The 19,249-nt window shown below is 63.4% G+C and carries 21 protein-coding genes; 14 read left to right on the forward strand and 7 right to left on the reverse strand.

The genetic code is table 11. The annotated features are described in order from the left end of the window. Positions 1–619: 619 nt before the first annotated feature. Complete coding sequence (uppS, locus tag NI2_RS11095; RefSeq protein WP_166655802.1) at positions 620–1,321, forward strand: polyprenyl diphosphate synthase; 702 nt, start codon at positions 620–622, stop codon at positions 1,319–1,321. Then, positions 1,311–1,718: an NUDIX hydrolase gene (locus tag NI2_RS33020; protein WP_166655801.1), complete on the forward strand. Its 408-nt coding sequence runs from the start codon at positions 1,311–1,313 to the stop codon at positions 1,716–1,718. Before uppS ends, NI2_RS33020 begins: the two co-directional genes overlap by 11 nt. A 7-nt stretch (positions 1,719–1,725) precedes the next feature. Here the strand turns inward: NI2_RS33020 and NI2_RS11100 are convergent, their stop codons facing one another. Together NI2_RS11100 and NI2_RS33725 are read right to left on the reverse strand one after the other, a co-directional pair. Beyond that, positions 1,726–3,252 (reverse strand): hypothetical protein, encoded by a 1,527-nt coding sequence (locus NI2_RS11100; RefSeq protein ID WP_133734133.1) that lies wholly within the window; start codon positions 3,250–3,252, stop codon positions 1,726–1,728. 54 nt (positions 3,253–3,306) lie between these two features. Continuing rightward, positions 3,307–3,594: a hypothetical protein gene (locus NI2_RS33725; RefSeq protein WP_133734132.1), complete on the reverse strand. Its 288-nt coding sequence runs from the start codon at positions 3,592–3,594 to the stop codon at positions 3,307–3,309. A gap of 610 nt (positions 3,595–4,204) precedes the next feature. Between NI2_RS33725 and NI2_RS11110 the strand changes: the two genes are divergently transcribed. After that, the gene (locus NI2_RS11110; RefSeq protein ID WP_067489255.1) at positions 4,205–5,650 is read left to right on the forward strand and encodes a KAP family P-loop NTPase fold protein; all 1,446 of its coding nucleotides are present in this window, start codon (positions 4,205–4,207) and stop codon (positions 5,648–5,650) included. Positions 5,651–6,235: 585 nt separating this feature from the next. On the opposite strand, the gene NI2_RS11115 is transcribed toward NI2_RS11110, so the two are convergent. Next, entirely contained in the window at positions 6,236–6,589 is a 354-nt protein-coding gene (locus NI2_RS11115) for a histone-like nucleoid-structuring protein Lsr2 (protein ID WP_067489259.1), read from the reverse strand. 442 nt (positions 6,590–7,031) lie between these two features. Between NI2_RS11115 and NI2_RS33730 the strand changes: the two genes are divergently transcribed. The 9 genes from NI2_RS33730 to NI2_RS34420 all read left to right on the forward strand — a co-directional run bounded on the left by NI2_RS33730 (position 7,032) and on the right by NI2_RS34420 (position 13,643). Beyond that, positions 7,032–7,250: a hypothetical protein gene (locus NI2_RS33730; RefSeq protein ID WP_133734131.1), complete on the forward strand. Its 219-nt coding sequence runs from the start codon at positions 7,032–7,034 to the stop codon at positions 7,248–7,250. Between the two features lie 254 nt (positions 7,251–7,504). Further along, on the forward strand, positions 7,505–7,672 hold the full coding sequence (locus NI2_RS33735) for a hypothetical protein (protein ID WP_157104661.1): 168 nt from the start codon (positions 7,505–7,507) through the stop codon (positions 7,670–7,672). A 204-nt stretch (positions 7,673–7,876) separates the two neighbouring features. Further along, the gene (locus NI2_RS35715; protein WP_341805484.1) at positions 7,877–8,236 is read left to right on the forward strand and encodes a helix-turn-helix domain-containing protein; all 360 of its coding nucleotides are present in this window, start codon (positions 7,877–7,879) and stop codon (positions 8,234–8,236) included. Between the two features lie 150 nt (positions 8,237–8,386). After that, the gene (locus NI2_RS11120) at positions 8,387–9,727 is read left to right on the forward strand and encodes a tyrosine-type recombinase/integrase (protein ID WP_084476357.1); all 1,341 of its coding nucleotides are present in this window, start codon (positions 8,387–8,389) and stop codon (positions 9,725–9,727) included. A gap of 997 nt (positions 9,728–10,724) precedes the next feature. Continuing rightward, complete coding sequence (locus NI2_RS11125; protein WP_133734130.1) at positions 10,725–11,294, forward strand: hypothetical protein; 570 nt, start codon at positions 10,725–10,727, stop codon at positions 11,292–11,294. Between the two features lie 135 nt (positions 11,295–11,429). Then, complete coding sequence (locus NI2_RS11130) at positions 11,430–11,960, forward strand: hypothetical protein (RefSeq protein ID WP_067489269.1); 531 nt, start codon at positions 11,430–11,432, stop codon at positions 11,958–11,960. A 108-nt stretch (positions 11,961–12,068) separates the two neighbouring features. Next, positions 12,069–12,374, forward strand: coding sequence for a hypothetical protein (locus NI2_RS11135; RefSeq protein WP_067489272.1), 306 nt, complete (start codon positions 12,069–12,071; stop codon positions 12,372–12,374). Then, positions 12,364–12,633, forward strand: a complete 270-nt coding sequence (locus NI2_RS34415; protein WP_166655800.1) for a hypothetical protein — start codon at positions 12,364–12,366, stop codon at positions 12,631–12,633. The genes NI2_RS11135 and NI2_RS34415 overlap by 11 nt, the downstream gene beginning before the upstream one ends. Positions 12,634–12,839: 206 nt before the next feature. Beyond that, the gene (locus NI2_RS34420) at positions 12,840–13,643 is read left to right on the forward strand and encodes a HEAT repeat domain-containing protein (RefSeq protein WP_067489275.1); all 804 of its coding nucleotides are present in this window, start codon (positions 12,840–12,842) and stop codon (positions 13,641–13,643) included. A gap of 48 nt (positions 13,644–13,691) precedes the next feature. On the opposite strand, the gene NI2_RS11145 is transcribed toward NI2_RS34420, so the two are convergent. Further along, on the reverse strand, positions 13,692–14,288 hold the full coding sequence (locus NI2_RS11145; protein ID WP_067490259.1) for a TetR/AcrR family transcriptional regulator: 597 nt from the start codon (positions 14,286–14,288) through the stop codon (positions 13,692–13,694). 69 nt (positions 14,289–14,357) lie between these two features. On the opposite strand from NI2_RS11145, the gene NI2_RS11150 reads away from it, so the two are divergent. Both NI2_RS11150 and NI2_RS11155 read left to right on the forward strand, forming a co-directional pair. Further along, entirely contained in the window at positions 14,358–15,119 is a 762-nt protein-coding gene (locus NI2_RS11150) for a 3-hydroxyacyl-CoA dehydrogenase (protein ID WP_067489278.1), read from the forward strand. A gap of 422 nt (positions 15,120–15,541) precedes the next feature. Beyond that, positions 15,542–15,913, forward strand: coding sequence for a YybH family protein (locus tag NI2_RS11155; RefSeq protein WP_067489281.1), 372 nt, complete (start codon positions 15,542–15,544; stop codon positions 15,911–15,913). A gap of 27 nt (positions 15,914–15,940) precedes the next feature. Here NI2_RS11155 and NI2_RS11160 read toward each other — a convergent pair whose 3' ends face one another. From NI2_RS11160 to NI2_RS11170, 3 genes are all read right to left on the reverse strand, one after another. Beyond that, on the reverse strand, positions 15,941–16,282 hold the full coding sequence (locus NI2_RS11160; protein ID WP_067489284.1) for a hypothetical protein: 342 nt from the start codon (positions 16,280–16,282) through the stop codon (positions 15,941–15,943). Between the two features lie 516 nt (positions 16,283–16,798). Next, positions 16,799–18,073, reverse strand: a complete 1,275-nt coding sequence (locus tag NI2_RS11165; protein WP_067490262.1) for an MFS transporter — start codon at positions 18,071–18,073, stop codon at positions 16,799–16,801. Further along, complete coding sequence (locus NI2_RS11170) at positions 18,070–19,182, reverse strand: PLP-dependent cysteine synthase family protein (RefSeq protein WP_084476390.1); 1,113 nt, start codon at positions 19,180–19,182, stop codon at positions 18,070–18,072. Before NI2_RS11170 ends, NI2_RS11165 begins: the two co-directional genes overlap by 4 nt. Between the last annotated feature and the right edge of the window lie 67 nt (positions 19,183–19,249).

Consider the following 19,249-nt stretch of genomic DNA (forward strand, 5'->3'; position numbering starts at 1 on the left):
CAATCGTGCAGTACCTCGACGAAGCTGGTGCCGAACCGTAGTCGGCGAGGCTTGTCGGCGGCTCGCGCCTACACTCTCAGCTCGGCCAATCGATGCCGCGCTCGCCGGGAGCGAGCACGCCTCTACGAACTGCACCGCCGACCAGCACGCCGAACCCCTTCTTCGTCGCCGCACTCCCCACCGGCCGACGCTATAAGAAGCGCGCCGGGTCCGACAACTTTGGCGAACAGTAACTCACGCGCGCCGACGCCTTGAACGTCACCACCTATCCGCTTGCATCCTGACCGTGCGCACCACGACCAGCCCGTGCAAGTGGTCAACGTGCGGGCCAGCGGTACGTCGCGAGATCGACCAGGTTGTTCGAACGAGCGCCGGTGCCCGGGCGAGAGTTTCGAGCGCAAACGTTGGGCCGTTGTGGTGACTGGCCGACACGACTCCGCTTGCTCTCTACGGCAGTGACCCTCATCCGCGCAGATCCGAACCCCAAAGCATACCTGCCGGTCTACTGATCCGTAGGTGTCTGCAGCGCACTACGCTAGGTCTGCAAGCTTTCAAAGGCCCACGGGGAGGCCGACATCGGTGCGGAGGGCAAGATGGCGGATCCGTCGAGGATGGCGTCGTGAGGATTATCGAATGGCCCGAACGTCGGGCAGTCAAAGACCGGGGAGTGCCGATTCATGTGGCGTTGATCATGGACGGAAATCGGCGGTGGGGGGCCGCCCGGGGCATATCTGCGGTCGACGCGCATATGTCGAGTGCACCGGCTCTGGTCTCATGCATCGAAGAGGCCAGGTGGCTCAACGTCTCTCACCTGACCTTCTTCGCGCTCGCGGCCCGCAATCTCGAGCGCAGCACTGAGGAGGTCGACTCCCTGGTGAAACTGCGCAGATGGTTGTGGACGTCAGAAGTCCTTGAGGCTGTAGAGGCAGCCGACGCCAACGTTCACGTCATCGGTGAGTATCGCGATGCACGCATCGTCGATGACATCCTGCATGTCGTTGAACACGGCCGACAAGGAGAGGGAAAGATCGACGTCTGCTTCGCGGTGAATTACAGCTCGCGGGCTGAGTTGCTGGGCGGACTCGCCACCACGGACCGGACGAGCACAGACCGCGCTTATGACTCCTTCTCGAAGCAGACTCCAGATATCGATTTGCTCATCCGACCAGGCGGTGAGCAGCGTCTGTCCGACTTCATGTTGTGGCATGTCGCGCATGCCGAGTTGGTGTTCACTGACACCCTGTGGCCGGATTTCAGAGGTCTGCACTTCAGTTCGGCAGTGGCTGAGTTCCAGCAGCGACAGCGGCGCCATGGCCGGTAAGACACAACTGCTGCCGGTAGTTTGCACTGCCGGACTCTGTATCGACCCCGACCAACGCCTGCTCGTCATTCGACGCACCAAACAGCCGCGGGCGAGCGCCTGGTCGCTACCTGGAGGTCGACTTCACTTCGGTGAGCGCGCAGAAGTCGGTGTGCTCCGTGAACTGGTCGAGGAAACCGGACTGCTCGGTCGCCGAGCGACCATGATCGGGACCCATCAACATATCGATCCCGAACACCACCTCATCGTGCTGATCCACAGAGTCGAGGGCCTCTCCGGCAGCATGCACCCCGGCGACGACGCCGCCGAAGCAGCCTGGGTTCCCTTATCGAGCTTGACACCGCAAAACTCGACGTTCGACCTGTTCGTGGCCGCCCTCAAGGCCAACTCTAAGTAGCATTCGGTCACGACACCTCTGGCTTCGGCAGGCGCCGAAGACCTTTGGCGGCCTCGACGCTGACCACCGAGCTGCGATCACTCACAAGCTCTGTCAGCAGATTCGGGAAGTTTCGGCGCTCTGCCGCCAACACGATCACGCGTCGGGTGGTTACCGCCGCCCCGGGCAACAGCACTCGAAGACACCGCTCATCGTCTGGCCCCGAGCCGGTACCCAACGCCCACGCAGCGGTCAACCGCACTCCCTCGTCGAGGATCTTCGTGTGGGCAAACCGCGAGAAGTAGGGATGCGTCGAAGGGTGGTCGAGCTTAGTCATGAGACGCAGAACGGCGCGTTGGGTTCCGTAGTCTTCATTCGAAATGTCCTTGAGCAGAGCCAGACCAGCGCCGTGCGCCAGACCCGCCGAAATCTGCAACGGTCCCAGAGCCAGCGCGAAGCCCAGGCGCTGGACCCGGTACTTCGAGAAGACCGCGTCGGTAAGCATGCCGGTGAGACCGACGGGAACACCGGTTGCGCCATGCCGGCCGTGAGGACCGTGAGAGGCGAGGTGCTTTCCCACGTAGGAGTGAACGGCCTGGATGATCTCGGTTCGTGTCGCTGCGGTAGGCTCTACGAGCAGCTGACGGATCTCGCTGCGGTTGTCGTGCATGTATTTACGAAGCCGCGGTGAGATCGCCACCCTCCCAGCGGAGAGAAAAGCGATCGCTTCCTCTCTGGCAGTGTAGGCCTCCGTAGGGTCTTCGATAATGTGCTCACAATACGGAATCAGCGATGGTGCGGATTGTCGTATTTCATCGAATGCCCTGCGGTCTCTGGGGATCCAACGACGCACCGTTTCCAGCAAAGTCTGCCCTTGTACACCGTCGTCCAATTTTGCACACAGGCGAAGCAAGGGTGCCCATGCTTGACGGTCCTGAACAAATCCCAGTGACTCCACCACATTGAACAGTGCCAACGGGTCTTCATTGACACGCTCGGCGATGTAGGGGATCGAATGTGGTGATAGGTTGATCAGAGCCTCCCGCAATAACCGCTCATCGCGTTCGAACGATGACCTGAAGTCCTCTATCAGGCGACCGAATACGCCCTCGGAGAACCGAGTCGAGTCGAAGACCTTGCCTCGTGCGGGAAGTCGGGCTGCGATCGAGAACTGCAGCCAATCCAACGAGCTCACTGGCCCGTTGTGGCAGATCCGATACAACAGATCGTAGAACCAGCCGTCACCGTGATCGACCCACGAAATCTGTGCGCCGGGCGCGGCCTCCAACCGGAACAGGTACACGAAAACGTCCAGCAATTGTCCTGGAGCACAGCCGAGCGCCTGCTCGTATGCCATCACTCGGCCAATGTCGAACTTGGCTGATCCAGTCTCCATGCGATTCACCGTCGCAGGTGTCAGTTCTTTGGGCAGATGCGCGGCTAGCCGCCGCGCAAAACTGGGCGTGTGCTGAATATCCGGCTCACCAGAATATTCTCGCAGCATCCGACAGATCCAACCAAACCGACCTGTCGGTTTTTGTGCCTCGGCGATCATTGGAGGCCGACCTGGAATCCTGCCCGCCGCCATCCACCCAGTATCGGGCCGAGATCAGCCCCGGATCAGCAATTCCAACAATTTCAGCTTGATCTGATCCGGCAGGGCTTCATGACCCAGGCGTTGGGCGCCGAGGACTGCCACAAGAATCGAGATCATTTTCGAGATTGCGGGAGTGGACAGCACTGTTGCGACAAGCAAGATGGTCACGCTGGCCACCATCAACCAGTCAGGCATCATCGGCACAAGGCTGAGGACCGCAGCTGGGAGGGCAGCCCATTTCGCCGTCGCCAGCAGTGCGGCGCGTCGTCGGGTTCCAGGGCTCTCGATCGAAGACTTCATCGCCGTCCTTCGTTCTATCGGGCAAGTCCCCCAAAGTCTCGCGACACTTGCGCCCACATCGACCATTCGTGCGCGGTCACTCCCGGCACGCGCAGGAATGCGGGCTCTCAGCCCCGCGTGCCAGCCGCCCGAACCACCCACGGCCGGCAAGGGAGCCCCGGGGCAACTGCAGTGAGGCTGGGCGGTGTCCGCAGGTGGATGTCGCTGTGTTGCCCTCCCGAAACACCTGTAGTTGGACTGAGCATCTCGGGTTCGACTTGCAAAGTGCAGAGAAGCTCGGTACATGCCAAGGGCGAAATCCTCGACCCGACGATCACCGCGATCACCGCCGGCGCACCGTATAGGCACGTGATCGGGTTCGAAGCCACCGAAACCGGGCGCGCCCTAAAGGACACCCGCTACAACGCCACGGCCCGAACCGGAGAATACCCGCTGATCGACTGGGGCTGGGACCGCCCGACCGCCGAGTCCTACCTGCTGAAATCCACTGGGCGGCAATGGCACAAGAGCGCATGCGTGTTCTGCCCGTACCGCCTGGCCACAGTCGCCGGGCGCGCGGCCACCTTCGACCACTACCGGCGCCACCCGGCAGCCGGGGCGCGGATGCTGTTTGTTCGTCGCGGTCACCGAGTCGCGGTTGTTGCCGTTGACGATCGGACTGCTCGGCGATTGGGGTTCAGGCAAGAGTTCGTTGATGGCGTTGACCTGCGCGGAACTTCGAGCCGAGGGCGGTCCCGAGCACGCCTCGCCGTATCTGTGTGTGCAGTTCAGTCCGTGGCAGTACGAGGACTACGACGACGTCAAGGTCGCGCTGATGAATGCCATCCTCGATGCCATAGATGAACGTGTCGGCGAAGACGCGCTAGCGCAGGAGCAGGTCCAGCAACTTCGTAGACGCTTGCCTCGCCTTCGGCGTTACGGGCGCAAGGCCGCGCGCACGCTGCTGGGTGGGACGCCGCAATTGGTGCCCTTGGCGGTGCAAGCACTCGACCAGAACATCGACCCGGAGTTGGCGGGGGTCATGGGCGATTCGCTGAGCGCGGCGGCTCGAGCGGGTGCCGAGCGGTTGGCCGAACCGGTGGAACCGGCGGTCGAGGAATCGGTCGCTCGGGAACGGGTTACCGATGTAGGGTCCTTCCGTGCGGATTTCGCGCACCTGTTGGCCGAACTGTCAGAGGTGAAGGCCATTGTGGTGTTCATCGATGATCTGGATCGGTGTCTGCCCGACACGGTGGTCGATACCTTCGAGGCGATCAGGTTGTTCGTCAACACCGAGAAGACGGCGTTCGTGATCGCCGCCAACGAGGAGATCGTGCAATCGGCAATCGATTCGCGCTATCCGGAGTTGGTGATCGAAGGCACCGGGCTCGGCGCGAAATACCTCGAGAAGATGCTCCAGTTGCGAGTCAGCGTCCCGCAACTGTCCCCGCCCGAAGCTGACACATACATGAATCTGCTACTGGCGCGACTTCATCTGGAACCCGAACAGTTCCGCAAGGTCATCGACAAGACCCGCGCGATCCGCGCCGAAGGCAACCTCCACGTCGCGTTCAACCTCGGGATCTGCAACCAGGTCGTCGACGACGTCCCGCAATCACTGGTCGCCGACTTGTCCTGGGCAGCGAGTGTTTCCGAGATCCTCGGCGGCGGGCTGCGCGGAAGCCCTCGCCAGCTCAAGCGGTTCCTCAACGACCTGATGCTCAAACATCGCAGTGCCGAACGCCGCGGCATCACACTTGAGCGACCGGTACTGGCCAAACTGATGGCGCTCGAAGCCCAGTACCTGACCGATTTCCAGAAGTTGTTCGGCTGGCAGGTACAGGCGCAGGGACCGATCCCCGAATTCGCGATCGCCGAGGCCGCCGCCGCGAGCGACCCGACGCCCCAGCAACCAGCGAACCCGGTAGCGGGTCCGACTCCGCGGTCGGCGATGACCAGCCTCCCCGTGCGCGCCGTACTCGAACGTCCTCACAAGGACAGTCCGAAAGCGCTGCGCCCCAGGCTGGTAGTGACACGGCAGCGCCTGCGGGTGGCGAGGAGTTGCAGGCGTGGATGAACAAATCGCATGTGCGAGCGTGGCTGCGTCTGGCTCCGAGTCTGGCAGGAACGGATCTTCGACCGTATTTCACCTACTAGCGCGACAAACTCAGTCTCGGTGTCGCGGTAGCACGTCTGCCTCAACACTTGCAGGAATTGTCGACCAAGATCCAGGGCGAAGTCGCGGCGCTGCGCCGCGAAGCATGTGTCATCGAAGATTTCTGTACGTTGATTGACTTGCATGCCTGCGATGATGATTTTGATAGGCAACTTAGGTGAGTGACGGCGTGAAGTTCTCACCCACTCGGCCCTCGGCTCGTCCTCGGAACCCTATGCCGGTCGGTGTGGGCGCGGCACGCGAATTCGGACTGCTGACTCGAGTAGAGTCGATCTTGCCCCGCGACGTGGCGGCGACGCGTGGGTGCACGGGGAAGGTTCGCCTCGTTCGGTCGAGTCCGATCGAGGCGAACCGCGCATCCTGGACGTGTCCAGGCCGACACAAGTCTCCCCGTTGAGGCAATGTCGAGCTATGTAGATGTACCCCGACCAACCTGGAAAAAGAGCGGTTACGGTTCGCTGCAGTGCTGCTACTAATGGGCGGCGCCTAGGCTGAGGCTTCGTCGTAGGCGGTGATGATCTCGGTGGCGATGCGGCCGCGGGTGGAGACGGTGTGGCCGTTTTCGATTGCCCAGGCCCTGATGGCGGCGAGGTCGGTGCGGCGACCCGTCCGGGTGGCGGGGGTCGTGGTGGCGTGTCGGCGGGTGTTGCTGGTTTTGGTGCGGCTGGTTCGCCGGGCGTAGGGGGTCCATTGTTCGAAGGTGTTGCGCAGTTTGGTGGCATTGGTTTCGGACAGGTCGATCTCGTAGGTGTGTCCGTCGATGCCGAAGGTGACGGTTTCTTCGGCGGTGGATGTGCCGTCGTAGTCGTCGACGAGGGTGACAACGACCTTGCGTGCCATGCGATTTCCCGTCTGTTGTGTCTGGTTGTGACTGTGTGAGGGTAGTCGCAGGTGGAGCGGATGCGGAGATCAGCTTCTTTGAACCGGACAAACCCCGAGCGCACGTTGCACGAGGCGGGCTCGAGTTGGGTGGCCGTCTTCGCGATGGTGTCGGTGCATTCGAGGAGAGATCTGATGTTAAAAATGATCGAGCTTGGTGGGGCTCGTGTCGTTCACGACGATCGTTCTCTGTTGGTTCCGGCTGCGGTTGCGTTGTTGGCCCGCATGGCATGAGTTGGCGGGTGATTCGAGTGCTATTGGTCGCTGGCTACAGCCTGGGAGTGATCTGGCATGGCGTTGCATGGAATGGTATGTTGCGCAGGTCAATTCGCTTGCCATGGCCGTGCCGGGAGGCTCCGCGGCCGTGGACGAGTGATATCGAATCCGAGGCGGGGGAGGACCCATGCGAAAAGCCATATTTGTCGTTGCGAGCACCTTCATCGGTACTGCTGTTGTGGTGATCAATGCCGGCGCGGCCCAGGCTGATTCCAACAGCATGCTCTGTGTGAAAGGTGGAGGGCACATCGTCGTTCAGAAGATGTATCAGCCGAAGGGTTGGAAGCATGTGTGCCAGGGCGGCAAGTACAACGGGCAGGTTCTGTCGAAGCACTACACCTTCTGAGTCGCCTGCCCGGTAGGTAGGCAGGAGTACCCGAAGCGAGAAGGTTAGGGGTTCTTCCCCTTAGCTCCGCAATAAGTGCAGGTCAGGCCGGGCTCCGAGAAGTCATCGGAGCCCGGCCTGACTCATTTTCCCCAACCCCATCCGAGCTGCGGCCTATGCTACAGGCCAGCTGTCGCCGCTATCGTCATCACTTCGCCAGGAGGTAACACCGAGTGCCAAGATCAGGGCCACGTCGGCCGATCATCGGGCTCCGCATGGCAGACGAGCAGATCGAAGCTCTCGACGAACGCGCAGTGGCTGAAGATCTGCTTACCAAAGCGGGTGAGCCGAACCGCTCCGAGCTGCTCAGGATCATGATCGAGTACGCGAAAGAGCGCATGCCGGACGGCTGGCGGCCCGAAGGCTGGGAATACCGCGGCTGACCGAGTGTCCCGCCGTACACCTCCAGCGGGGTTTGCTCACAGGTGAGGGGCCTAGTGTCCGTCCAGCACTGTCCCGTGGGCGCGTGCACACCAGGGTCTGGCCGCGACGGTTTCGTCACTTCGTGTGAATCGACTGGCACCCAGACGAGAATTCAGGTTTCATGGACTGTGGAAGAGCTGTTGACAGGGTTACAGGAGTTTGTCATGTCCTCTTCCAATCAACCCTCTTCGTCGAATCCGGCTAACTGCCCGGTCGGGGCTGATGATGATGCCGAACCAGACGCAGTCCGCGTCGTCGGCCCTCGAGACCTATCCGTTCTTAATGTTGCTGCAGCAGAGGCACTTTTGAGGCTGTTGCAGCGAATCCCGCGTTCAGAGCCCGTCCGCAGTCAGTTGGCAACTCCGGCAGAAGCAGCGAAGTATCTGCGAACTTCGGTCGGGAAGCTCGCCAATGACCGGCACCGTGGCGTCGGTCCCTCCTATGTGAAGTACGGCCGCAGGGTCCTGTATCCATGGGATGCTCTACGCGCCTTCATAGAGGAGCACACGGTCGGGGATGCCTAGTACTACCCGCAAACTCTAATAGCCAACTTGCAGCTATCTTTACGGGCTTTCATGCTTGTCCTGGACTTCCTACGCTCTCGCTGGACGTCATGGCTGATTGCAGAGCCCGAGCGGGCCGAGGAGGACGAGTGCCCGGGAAGTCGGTGAACCATGTCTCAGATCGAACTGGCGCCCGGAGTTCCGGGCAACTTCAGCGAGCCGAAGTGGAACGCTGCACGCCGTACATTCCAGATTTACTGTCTGGTGGGCGAGCCGTACGGAGAGCCCTCGAAGCTGCACGCGTCTGGTAATAGCAAACCGAAAGCCCGCGCAAATCTGAAAAGGCGTATCGCGGAGTGGAAGCCCAGGGCCGAGTCGCTCGGTACGTACAGCTCGAATGTGACCGTCGAGGAACTGTGCCAGGCATGGCTTCATCGCTATGAGCGCGATGCCACGAAGCGCCCTCAGAACGCTAAACATTATCGGCGCGAGATCTATCCGGCAGCGAAGGGCCGCGGCAACAAAGACAAGATCACGATTTCGGGTTCGGTGCTGGGCAAGATGAGGGCATCGGAGACCAGGCCATTTCATGTCCGAATCCATCTGGAGCAGATGACCGGGACCGCGTACAAGAAGAACAGGCAGAAGTCGATCCTGCGCAATGCGTTCCAGTTGTTGATCGACGACGGACTCCGTGACGACAATCCGGTGAACAGCGTGGCAGGGAAGGGTGGGGCAACCAAGGTGCCCAGCGGCCGCGCGGGCCTACGAAGTGCTGTCAACCCGTACTTTGCTGATGAGCCGCGGCCGTTCAGTGCAGACGAGATGAACCGATACTGGGAGGCGGAGCGTTGCTATTTTCCTCGTCCCAACGCCTGTCGATGGTTCGAGCAGCGATACATGGACTTCACGCTTCTTGCTTACGAACTTGCTGCGCGCCCCAGCGAAGCGCTTGCAGTGCGGCTGGACGATGACGTCGACTACGACCGATGCGAAGTGACGGTTGCGGGCACCATCATCGATACCGAGTTGCGCGTACATCAGGTCAAGAGCATCGTCGAGCAGTACGACCTCCGGGACGATGAGATCGTCTTCCCTCGGGGCTGGCCGGATTTTGACGACGAGGACGTGGTGTGCGTCGCGTATCGGCAGCCGTTCACCAAGACGGCGAAGTCGATGCGGACGATCAAAGTCGGCCCTGCATGCATGGTTATGCTGCGGCGTCGAAGGATCGGCGCGAGGCCTGGACATCGACTGGTGCTGCCATCTCGAACGGGAAAGGTGGTGAGGTCTGAGCAGATGTCGCTAACTTGGAGCAAGGTCGTGAAGGAAACCGGCCTGCAATGGTCCACGCCGAGGACTTTGCGCTCTACGCGCGCAACCCGTGTCGCGGAGCAGTACGACTTGCCAGCCGCTCGGCTGATCCTTGGGCACGAGGTGGATTCGCCTGTCACCGCACAGCACTACGTGCCCGACAAGCGTCGGGTAGTCGATCTGGCTGATGCCCGATGAGGACCGGTCATGTTGACTGACCTCGCTCAAAACGTCCACAAAACGGTCACACGCGGACTTCCTTTAGCAATAGCCGCAGGTCAGGCGAGGTAGTGAGACTGAGATCGGTACACCGAGCCGATCCTGCACCGGCGTCGTCGTGAGTTCAAGGCTGCGCAGAAGTAGTGATGGCGAGTGATTGAAAAGTAGCTCGTAGCAGCACTTTTCGTTCGAGGCCCCGCATCGGAGACATCCGATGCGGGGCCTCCGTCGTCACCGGAGATCACCTCGGATACCGGCTTTGTCACGCTCAAAATGTCACACAATGAAAAGGTCAGATCTGACCGCTTCAATTGGTGAGTTCTGACGTCATCGATCGTGGCAGGGTCGGGATGGGCCGAGCCGAGTGCTACCTGCGCCGAAACCCGCACGACCGATGGCTTCGGCGGATCAGGCTCGCACTGGAAGTCAATACACACATGGGCTTGATGCTATTCATCGACACATATGGTCGGTGTAGCGAAAATCTCATATGCTCCGGCAACATGGTGCGCCTTTGACTCGACGTATGGAACGAGCCAGCCCGCGCACGTCACCGGTGGTGGCCTCGGAAGTTGCTGTGAGCTAATGAGAGCGAGGGTATGACGGTCACCTTCGCCGCGCCCGATGGGATCGGTTCAGAACCACAATGTGGGGTTCGCTCTGCTGCGCTATGCAGCGATAGGGCTGGTCCTGGGCGGATGGCGGTGCCGGTGCGGTGATAAGCCCGACAGGATATGAATGGTCGACGGGTACCGACGTTGTTGCCTGAGTCGACTGCGCAACCGATTGGGACGTCGTGCCGACCGCCGCCGAGTTAATGGGAATCTATGCTGGCGGCGTTGAGGTGGTTAAGCTACTGGCCAGCCGTGCTCGGTGGTGTCTGAGGCCAGCCTCTTCCCAAGTCGGCGAAGAAGTGGCGAACGCTCTGGTGCACGTCCGCGACCGCGATGCGCCGTCGGCGTCTAGGCTGTCGAGTATGACGAGGTCGGGGGTGTCGTCGGAGGCGGTCGAGATATCGCGAACATGGCAGTACGTCATGCGCGCGACAACTGTGGCGTCGTGCTTCGGGATCGCGGTGTTGCTGTTCGAGGTGGTCACCGAGTACACCTTGACGGCTCTGCTGTTGGCGGGTGCTGTGCTGCTCGCGGCTGGGGTGGCGTGGATGGTTCTCGCCCCGATCGGATGCGCGAAGTACCGCGAGTATCGGGCTGTCGTGACCGCTCCGCTCGTGGTGGGAATCGGTGTAGCGCTGGTGTTTTCGGGAGTACCGGATCGGCTCGCCTGGTGGTTGTCCGAGGATTCGTTCACGCGTGCCGCGCAGGTGTGCGCGAAGGGTGGTGCGGCATGGTTCGGTGTGATGCACGTCGACAACGTCTATCCATACGACGGCGGGTGCATTTTCGCGATCTACCCCACCGACGGCGGTGTCGCCTACTTCGCTCCCGGATCGACACCGCCGAGCGGACCGCCGCGCCCCTATGAACACGTGTACGAGCGCTTCGCCCCGAACTGGTACCGCTACAGCACACCGATCGTGCACGACTGACTTCCTCCGCTGCCTGCCCACGGGAATTCTGCTGAGCATCCGGGGATCTCGGGTGCTCGGTAGGGTCCGGGCGTGGCGACGATACGGGAACTTCAACGGCACGACTGGCGAGGTTCGAGGCCATGGTCGAGGCGATTGACGATCACCGCGTGTGTCACCGGTTTCGTCGTCGGCGTCGTGTCTGTCGTGGAAGCCACGTCACCTGATCCGATGGTGTGGTCGGTCGGATGGGTTGTGCTGGTAGGGCTTTCGATCTGGTGGGTGTATCTGGTCATCGGGTTCGCGCCGACAACACCTGGCGGTTTGATGCTGGTCGCGGTCCAGCCACTGCTGGTCTTCTGTGGGTTCGTCGGTGAGGTCGACAACCTTCCCGAGCGGATCGCGTGGCGCGTCTCGGAAGACGCGATGACTGCCGCGGCCCAGGTCTGCGAGCCTGCTGGAGATCCGCGGTGGATCGGCATGTTCCGAGTCGATGCGGTGCGTCGCTACAGCGACGGAGCGTGCGCCTTCGCCATCGGACAACGGAGTGACACCGACGGTCTCGGGTACTTCGCGCCGGGAACGAAGCCACGCGATGGCGCACAGCAGCGCAAGGCCCCCACCTATTACCAGCCTTTCGACGGCGACTGGTTCCGGTACCAGTTCGCGCCTGGATACATCGACTGAACGGATGACGCTGGGCCGCAGCACAAGTCGATATCGACCCAGGTCACGTGCGAAGGGGCACGGCCATCCGCGCGGCGGCTGTCACCGGATGTGGTTGGAGTCCGTGGCGTGTCTGTGAATGTCGGTGTCTTCGTGGAGATATCCGGGTTGCGCGACGATCGGGAGCAGGTGGGGATGACCGCGTTGTTGACCGAGGTCGTGCGGGCGGAGCGGTTGGACGACGAAGTGTTCGTGAGTATGCGGGGCGAGGGGGACGACCTTGCCGTGTGCGCCGATTCCGGCGACCACAAGGTGATCTTCGCCGGGTTCTTCCGGTGGCAGGCAGACTTCGAGCGGCGGCTCACGGCGCGGGCGACGCAGCTGGTGCCGCATGCGCGAGTGCGTTTCGGGTGGGAGCACGAAGATGATTTCTGATCCACGCATCGACGGCCCATGGGCCGACCAGTTCCCCGACCCGGTGCCGGTGGTGCATCGAGACCTCGAGGTGCGCGTCGGCGGCTGGGACTTGACGACGCTCACTCGCGAGCACCTCCAGTACTGGGTGGGCTGTATCCCTCTGCAGTTCGGCAACACCTTCATGGTCGTATCGCGCAAGGATCGACCAGGGTTCATCCCAGGCCTACCGCAACGGCGCCGACGACTACGACCTCGAATTGTCGGACGCACCCCCTGAGGTCAGGCGCACTGTCATCCGGGACGAGGCACAACTCGTCGAGATCCTGTGGGCCTGGCTCGAAGGTGATCGCGAAACGGTCGACGCCCTGGATTGGGGTCCTCTCGACCAACCGTGAAAGACGGGCTGACGAGCGAGGGGTTCGCGGGTTACGCGTGGCGGTCCGGTGGTCTCAGGAGGGGCTTGCCACCGGGTACCGTTGGGCGGTGAACCCAGCCGACGCGCGACTCCTCAAAGACGGTGACCTCGATACTCGCGAGGAGAACCTGCGGCAGCTGCTGCTGCGAACCGAGAAGGGTGACGCATCGGCGGCGGAAACTCTGCGTGCGCTCGTGCGGGACTATCCCGACTACCACCGGTCGCTGTACAGCCGGGCGCTGAACCGGGCTGGACTCTTCGGCGACGACACTCTGCGCGAGCCACTGCTCGCCTCCCTTGCCGACACCCGCTACAACTGTCAGGCGTGGGCCGCGATGGGATGTGCCGCCCTCGGTTTCCACGACGCGGTCCCGGGACTGGTCGCGATGCTCGACCACCCGCAGGACATCGCCCGCGACCAGGCGATCATCGCGCTGGGTGTGCTCGGCGACGAGTCGGTGGTTCCGGCCCTTGTGCCCCTGCTGAGGGACTCGAACAGCGGAATGCGCGAGCGTGCCGCCGAAGCCCTCGGCATGATCGGTGGCGACGCGGCGCTGGCTGCCCTCTGGGACGAATTGGAGAACCGCCGCTACTACCGCATCGGCTACATCGCCAGCGCACTGTCCGAATTCGCCCCGGAAATCATTCCGCGACTGATCGAAGCGGCCGCGAGCGAGGACCCCGACCAGCGCTACTGGGCGGCCGTCGCCCTCGGCTCGACCGGCGACGACCGCGCGGTGCCGACACTGGAACGGCTGATGGCCACCGACCGCGGCTCGACGGTGTTCGACGGCATGGTGAGCGTTGCCGCGAAGAAGGGTCTGCGCACACTGCGCCGCATCCAGGCCGCGATCGCCGCCCGCGAATCCTGATCGACCGGCACGTCGGCGCCGGTCCCGCACGGTTCTCCCGCGAGCAGGTCAGCTCCGCGGCAAGTGCGGGTCCATCCAGCGCAGCATCCGATCCACCGAATCCGCGCAGTCACCGTGCGCCCCTGACTCCGCCCATTCGATCAGCGCGGCGAAGGTGGCGGACTGGTAGGCGGTCGCCATGGCCCGGCAGATGGCGGCGGGGGAGTTGGGCAGTCGATCGGCCAGGTAGGCCGAGAGCGTATCGATCCACGGTCGATAGATCCGTGGTGCGGTCGCGGCCAGTTCCGGCTCCGACGAGATCAGCCGCAGCCAATCCGGCGCCAGCTCCTGGATCCGTGGATCGCGCGACACCGATTCGACGATCGCGGTCCTGACCACCACCGCGGGCGCCTCCTCGGCGGCGGCCCCGGCGAGGGTCGCACGCAGCCGCTCCGTCGCCGGTGCGACGCCGATCCAGGCGATGTCGGATCGGGACGAGAAGTGCCGCAACAGGGTTCGCGTGCTCACGCCCGTGGCCTCGGCGAGTTCGTTCCAGCCGGTGGTGGCGAACCCGCGCTCGGTCCACAACCGCAGCGCACCGGCGGACACGGCCGCGGTGTCCAGCACGGAGGGGCGGCCGGGACGGCGGGCAGCTGGCTGAGTCACGGCGAAAGCCAAACAGTTTTGGCGAAGTGTGTCAATATCGGTGGGCCGTCACCGAAACAGGAGAAAAGTATGGATTTCGTCAACTCGTCCGCGATCGTCACGGGCGGCGCGTCGGGCCTCGGCTTGGCGACCGTGCAGGAACTGCACGCCAAGGGCGCCAAGGTCGTCATCGTCGACCTGCCCTCGTCCAACGGCGCGGCCATCGCCAAGGAACTCGGCGAGGGCGCGGCATTCGCGGCCGCGGATGTGACCGATGAATCGGCGGTGGTCGCGGCACTCGATGTCGCCGAATCGCTGGCCCCGCTGCGCATCGCCGTGAACTGCGCCGGAATCGGCAACGCGATCAAGACGGTCGGCAAGAAGGGCGCCTTCCCGCTCGCCGACTTCACCAAGGTGATCAACGTGAACCTCGTCGGCACCTTCAATGTGATCCGGCTGGCCGCTGAACGTATGTCGGCCACCGAACCCGTCGGCGAGGAGCGCGGCGTCATCATCAACACCGCCTCGGTCGCCGCCTACGACGGCCAGATCGGCCAGGCCGCCTACTCGGCGTCCAAGGGCGGCATCGTCGGCCTGACCCTGCCGGTCGCACGCGACCTGGCGAGCTTCAAGATCCGCGTCGTCACCATCGCGCCCGGCCTGTTCCGCACGCCGCTGTTCGAGACGCTGCCCGAGGAGGCCCTGCAGTCCCTCGGCGCCCAGGTGCCACACCCCTCCCGCCTCGGCCGACCGACCGAGTTCGCCGCACTGGCCCGCCATATCGTGGAGAACCCGATGCTCAACGGCGAAACCATCCGCCTCGACGGCGCCATCCGCATGGCCCCGCGCTGAGCCCGACTGTGCCGCAAGGCATCCGGCCGCGACGGTTGCGTGGCCGGATGCGGTTCGCCTCGACGTTGTTCAGGGAAGTGCGTTGTCATCTGTCCGTTATCACAACGTTGTGCACTCGAAGCCGGTTGCTATGGTGAGGACGCAAGAGTGTTCGTTCGGATGAAGGAAGACAATGGGAAGCACTGTCCTCGACGTCATCGCTTTGGTGACGAACCGCGCTGCGGAGTTCTGGAACTGGATGGCGACCGGATCGTCGGGGTTCCCGCCGCTGTGATCGGCTGACACACCATATTTGTCTACGAAACCTCCGAAGGCCCTTGGGTTTTCGGGGGTTTCGTGGTTTCCGGGGTGGGGCCGGGGCAGGGTTTGTGTCGTACCCCGGCGCTACCGTTGGCGCACAACCCGAGTCGAGGAGGGTGACGATGACCGACAGTATCGAGGGTGCCAGGGAACGGGCGAGGCGCCCGGAGGATCTGAGCAGACTGGTGGTCGAACGGTTGAACGCCGGCGACGTGGACGGCTTGGTCGAGCTGTACGAGAGCGACGCGGTGCTCGCGTTGCCCGACGGTGTTGTCGCCACCGGGATCGAGGAGATCAGGGCCGCCTACGCCCGGCTCGTCGCCGACCGTCCGGTGTTCCAGCCGGGCCCGCAGGCACCGGCATTACGCGCGGGCGACCTCGCGCTCACGTCCTCCCGACTGCCCGGCGGTACGGGGGCTACCGTCGAAGTGGCCCGCAGGCAGCCGGACGGGACATGGCGCTGGATCCTCGATCAACCCAACGTGCTCGGGTGAGCATGGCGCACAACGGTTCCCGGTGCGTCAGTTCTGGTTCAGGCCGGTGGAGAGCACGACGACGACCTTCTCGTCGGTGACCTCGCTGACGCGCACGTCCATCCCTTGCGCGGGCTGGGATTCCCCGGCGGGCACGGTCACTTCCTGACCGCCGATGCGCAGGGTGACGATATTGCCGTTCACGGCGACGAGTTCGGCGTCGATGCCGAGTACCGACGCCTTGGCGTTCACGCCTCGGTCGAAGGTCACGGTGCAACCGCTGACGGTGCATTCGGAGGTGGTTCCCGGCCCGGTGACGGTGCAGGCGGTGGCGGAGAGGGGGAGCAGCAGGGCGAACGCGAGGAGCGTGATCCGCCGTCGAACAGACATGCGATGAGTGTAATGGGAAATCGATGACCGGATGCGCGGGTCTCTGCCGCCCCGGTGCAGACGCGAGCCCGAGCCGATCGAGTACGCGCCGGATGTGCGGACGCGGCGGTCTGCCACTCCGAGATCGTTTGGCTCATAGGAGCGAAAACTGTTGCAGTAAAGGGGAACCAGACAACCCGAGCAGGGCATGATCGCGCGCACTCCACCGGAGATCAGGCGCCTGACCGCCGCGCTGCTCCTCGATTCCCCACGCAGCACACGGCGGGTCTGGACATCGTCGTACTGGCGACGCCGACGCCAGTACCAAGACCGACACGAACTTCTGGAATCGAACAGGGCCGACGCCGCCACTGGGTGCTGCGGTCCAGGTCACCGAGGTCGCCAGGTCTTTCGAGTCGCGGTGCGCGACGGCGTCCCAGTCGGCCATGGCCTCGGTTCGTGCGGTGGGCGCAAGTGGAGGTCCTCGGCGTTCGACTCCGGTAGTAGTGGTGTTCCTGGGCTTCGTAGCAGCTGGGCTCAACGCTGGGCCGCAGTTGAACCGCTGACAACCCGATGCGAGGGCTCAACGGAGGCGGCATCTGTCCGGTCGAGGCGCGCCAGCGCGAGTGCTGCGAGAGCGCCGATACTGGTCAGTCCCGCCCAGACCGCCCAATCGACTCCCGCGTTGCGGGCGGCCCCGACAAGGGCTCCCGTGGCGAGATTGCCGACGAGGATGCCGATTCCGACGATGGTGTTGTATAGGCCGTAGTGCGTAGCGACGAGCCTGTCGCCGGACAAGGACACGACGGTGTCCATCTCGAAGGGGAAGACCGCGGCGGTACCGACCGCGAGCATTGCCGTCGTGGTCAAAAGCACCGCGATGGCAGCGATCGTACCCAGCCGGCCGGGAGTCGGCACCACGATCAGCGGGACGAATGACGCGGCGAGGACTGCCATGCCGACGACGAGACTTCGGCCCGCGCCCCATCTCGCCCGAAGCCACGCGGTGATTCGTAGTTGGCCCGCGACCGCGACCACACCGGAGACTACGAACAAAGCCGAGACCAGGATCTGCGCCTGTGCGCCCGCGATGAACTCGGCTTGCAGAGGAAGTGCGAGATAGACCTGAAAGGACAGCACGTAGGAGCCGATCATCGCGACGGAGAACGCGAGGAATCGCCGGTTCGACACCACGGTGCGCCAATCCTCGAGCACCGACGTTTTCACCGACGAGGTCTCGCCACCACGTGCGGGCAGCGCGAACAGCTGTGCGACGGTCAGCGCCGCGAACACTGCCGCGGCAACAGCCGCGGTGATTCGGAAATCGACGGCCATCAGCGCCAACCCCACCAACGGGCCCGCGAGGATTCCTGCTTGGTAGAACATGTTGAACAGGGCGAAGGCCTCGACACGGCGCTCACCGGCGTCGGCGGCGAGGTACGCGCGCACAGCAGGGTTGAACAGAGCTCCGGCGAACCCGGTTGCTGCGGAGGCAACGAGTACCGTCGGCAGGGAGTTCGCCACGATCAGCAGGGCGAAGCCACCGGTACGAAGCAGGCAGCCCGCGACTATCAGGGGTTTGTATCCGAGGCGGTCGGCCAGCGTTCCGCCGATCAGGAACATCCCTTGCTGAGAGAAGTTGCGAACACCCAGTACCAAACCGACTGCCCACGCGGCCAAGCCGAGCGGGCCCGCGAGGTACCCGGCCAGGTATGGCATCAGCATGTAGAAGCCGAGATTGATGCCGAACTGGTTGATCATCAGCAGCTGCGCGGGCCGGTCGAAGCAGGCGAACTTGGCGAAGACGCTCATGAGGCGAACTCCCCAGCCGGCCACGAAAGTGGGGAACACACCGTCGAGCACTTGGTCCAGCGCTGTACGACGCGGTCGCCCGGATGCGCGATCGTTTCGGGTTCGAGCGGCGCCGATGCGTCCAAGAGTCCATGTTCAGCGCAATAGGTGTCGTTGTATATCGTGTCGAAGTAGCGCAGTGGGCCGTCGGGAAACACGGCCGCGATGTTGGTGTCCGGATCGTTGGTGCGTGCGAGCCATCCCGCGACCAAAGCAACGGCGCCGACACTCCATCCGCCTGTCGCGTGGTGGGTCGACGCCAGCGTCCTCGCGGCCCACACCGCTTCGCCGGGGGCAACCCAGTGGACCTCGTCGAAAGCGCCATAGTCGACATTGGCGGGAAAGATGCTCGAACCGAGCCCGCGCATCAACCGCGGCCCGGCCGGCTGGCCGAAGATCGTCGAGGCGACCGTATCGACTCCGACAAGCTTCATCGCCGGATTGAATCGGCGCAATACTCGCGAGACACCTGCCGAGTGTCCGCCCGTTCCTACCGCGCAGACCAATACGTCGACGGTGCCGAGCTGTTCGATCAGCTCCAACGCGAGAGATTCGTAGCCATCGACGTTGTCAGGATTGCTGTATTGGTCGGGGCACCAGGCATCTGGGTCTTCCGCGAGGAGGTGAGCAACTCGCTCACGACGAGCTTGCTGCCAGCCACCGCTCGGGTGCGCTTCGGCGACCAGTTCGACCTTCGCCCCGTATGCTGCCAGCATTTTGGCCACGATCGGTTCCAGCCCAGGGTCGGTCACGACGGTCACCGGGTGCTGGTAGACCATGCCTGCCAAGGCGAGCCCCAGACCGAGGGTGCCGCTTGTCGACTCGACAATGCGAGCACCGGGTCGCAGATCGGCTCGCTCGCGGGCACGCCGAACCATATGCAGTGCGGGGCGGTCTTTCATCCCACCCGGGTTGAAGCCTTCGAGTTTGGCCCAAAAGCCACGTCCCTCCTTCGCCAGTGGTTCCCCGATCCACAACACCGGAGTGTTGCCGACCAGGCCGCGTGGAGCGCGGGTGGCGTCAGGGGCGCCGAGCAGACGGGGGTAGTGGTCGAGCTTCTTGGTGAGCATGACCTTGTTCACGGTGTTTTCTCTTCCTGCAATCGCGCTCGCGGTGAGCGGCGCGTTACGACGACGG

The sequence above is a fragment of the Nocardia ignorata NBRC 108230 genome, from assembly GCF_001612905.1.
Taxonomy (GTDB): Bacteria; Actinomycetota; Actinomycetes; order Mycobacteriales; family Mycobacteriaceae; genus Nocardia; species Nocardia ignorata.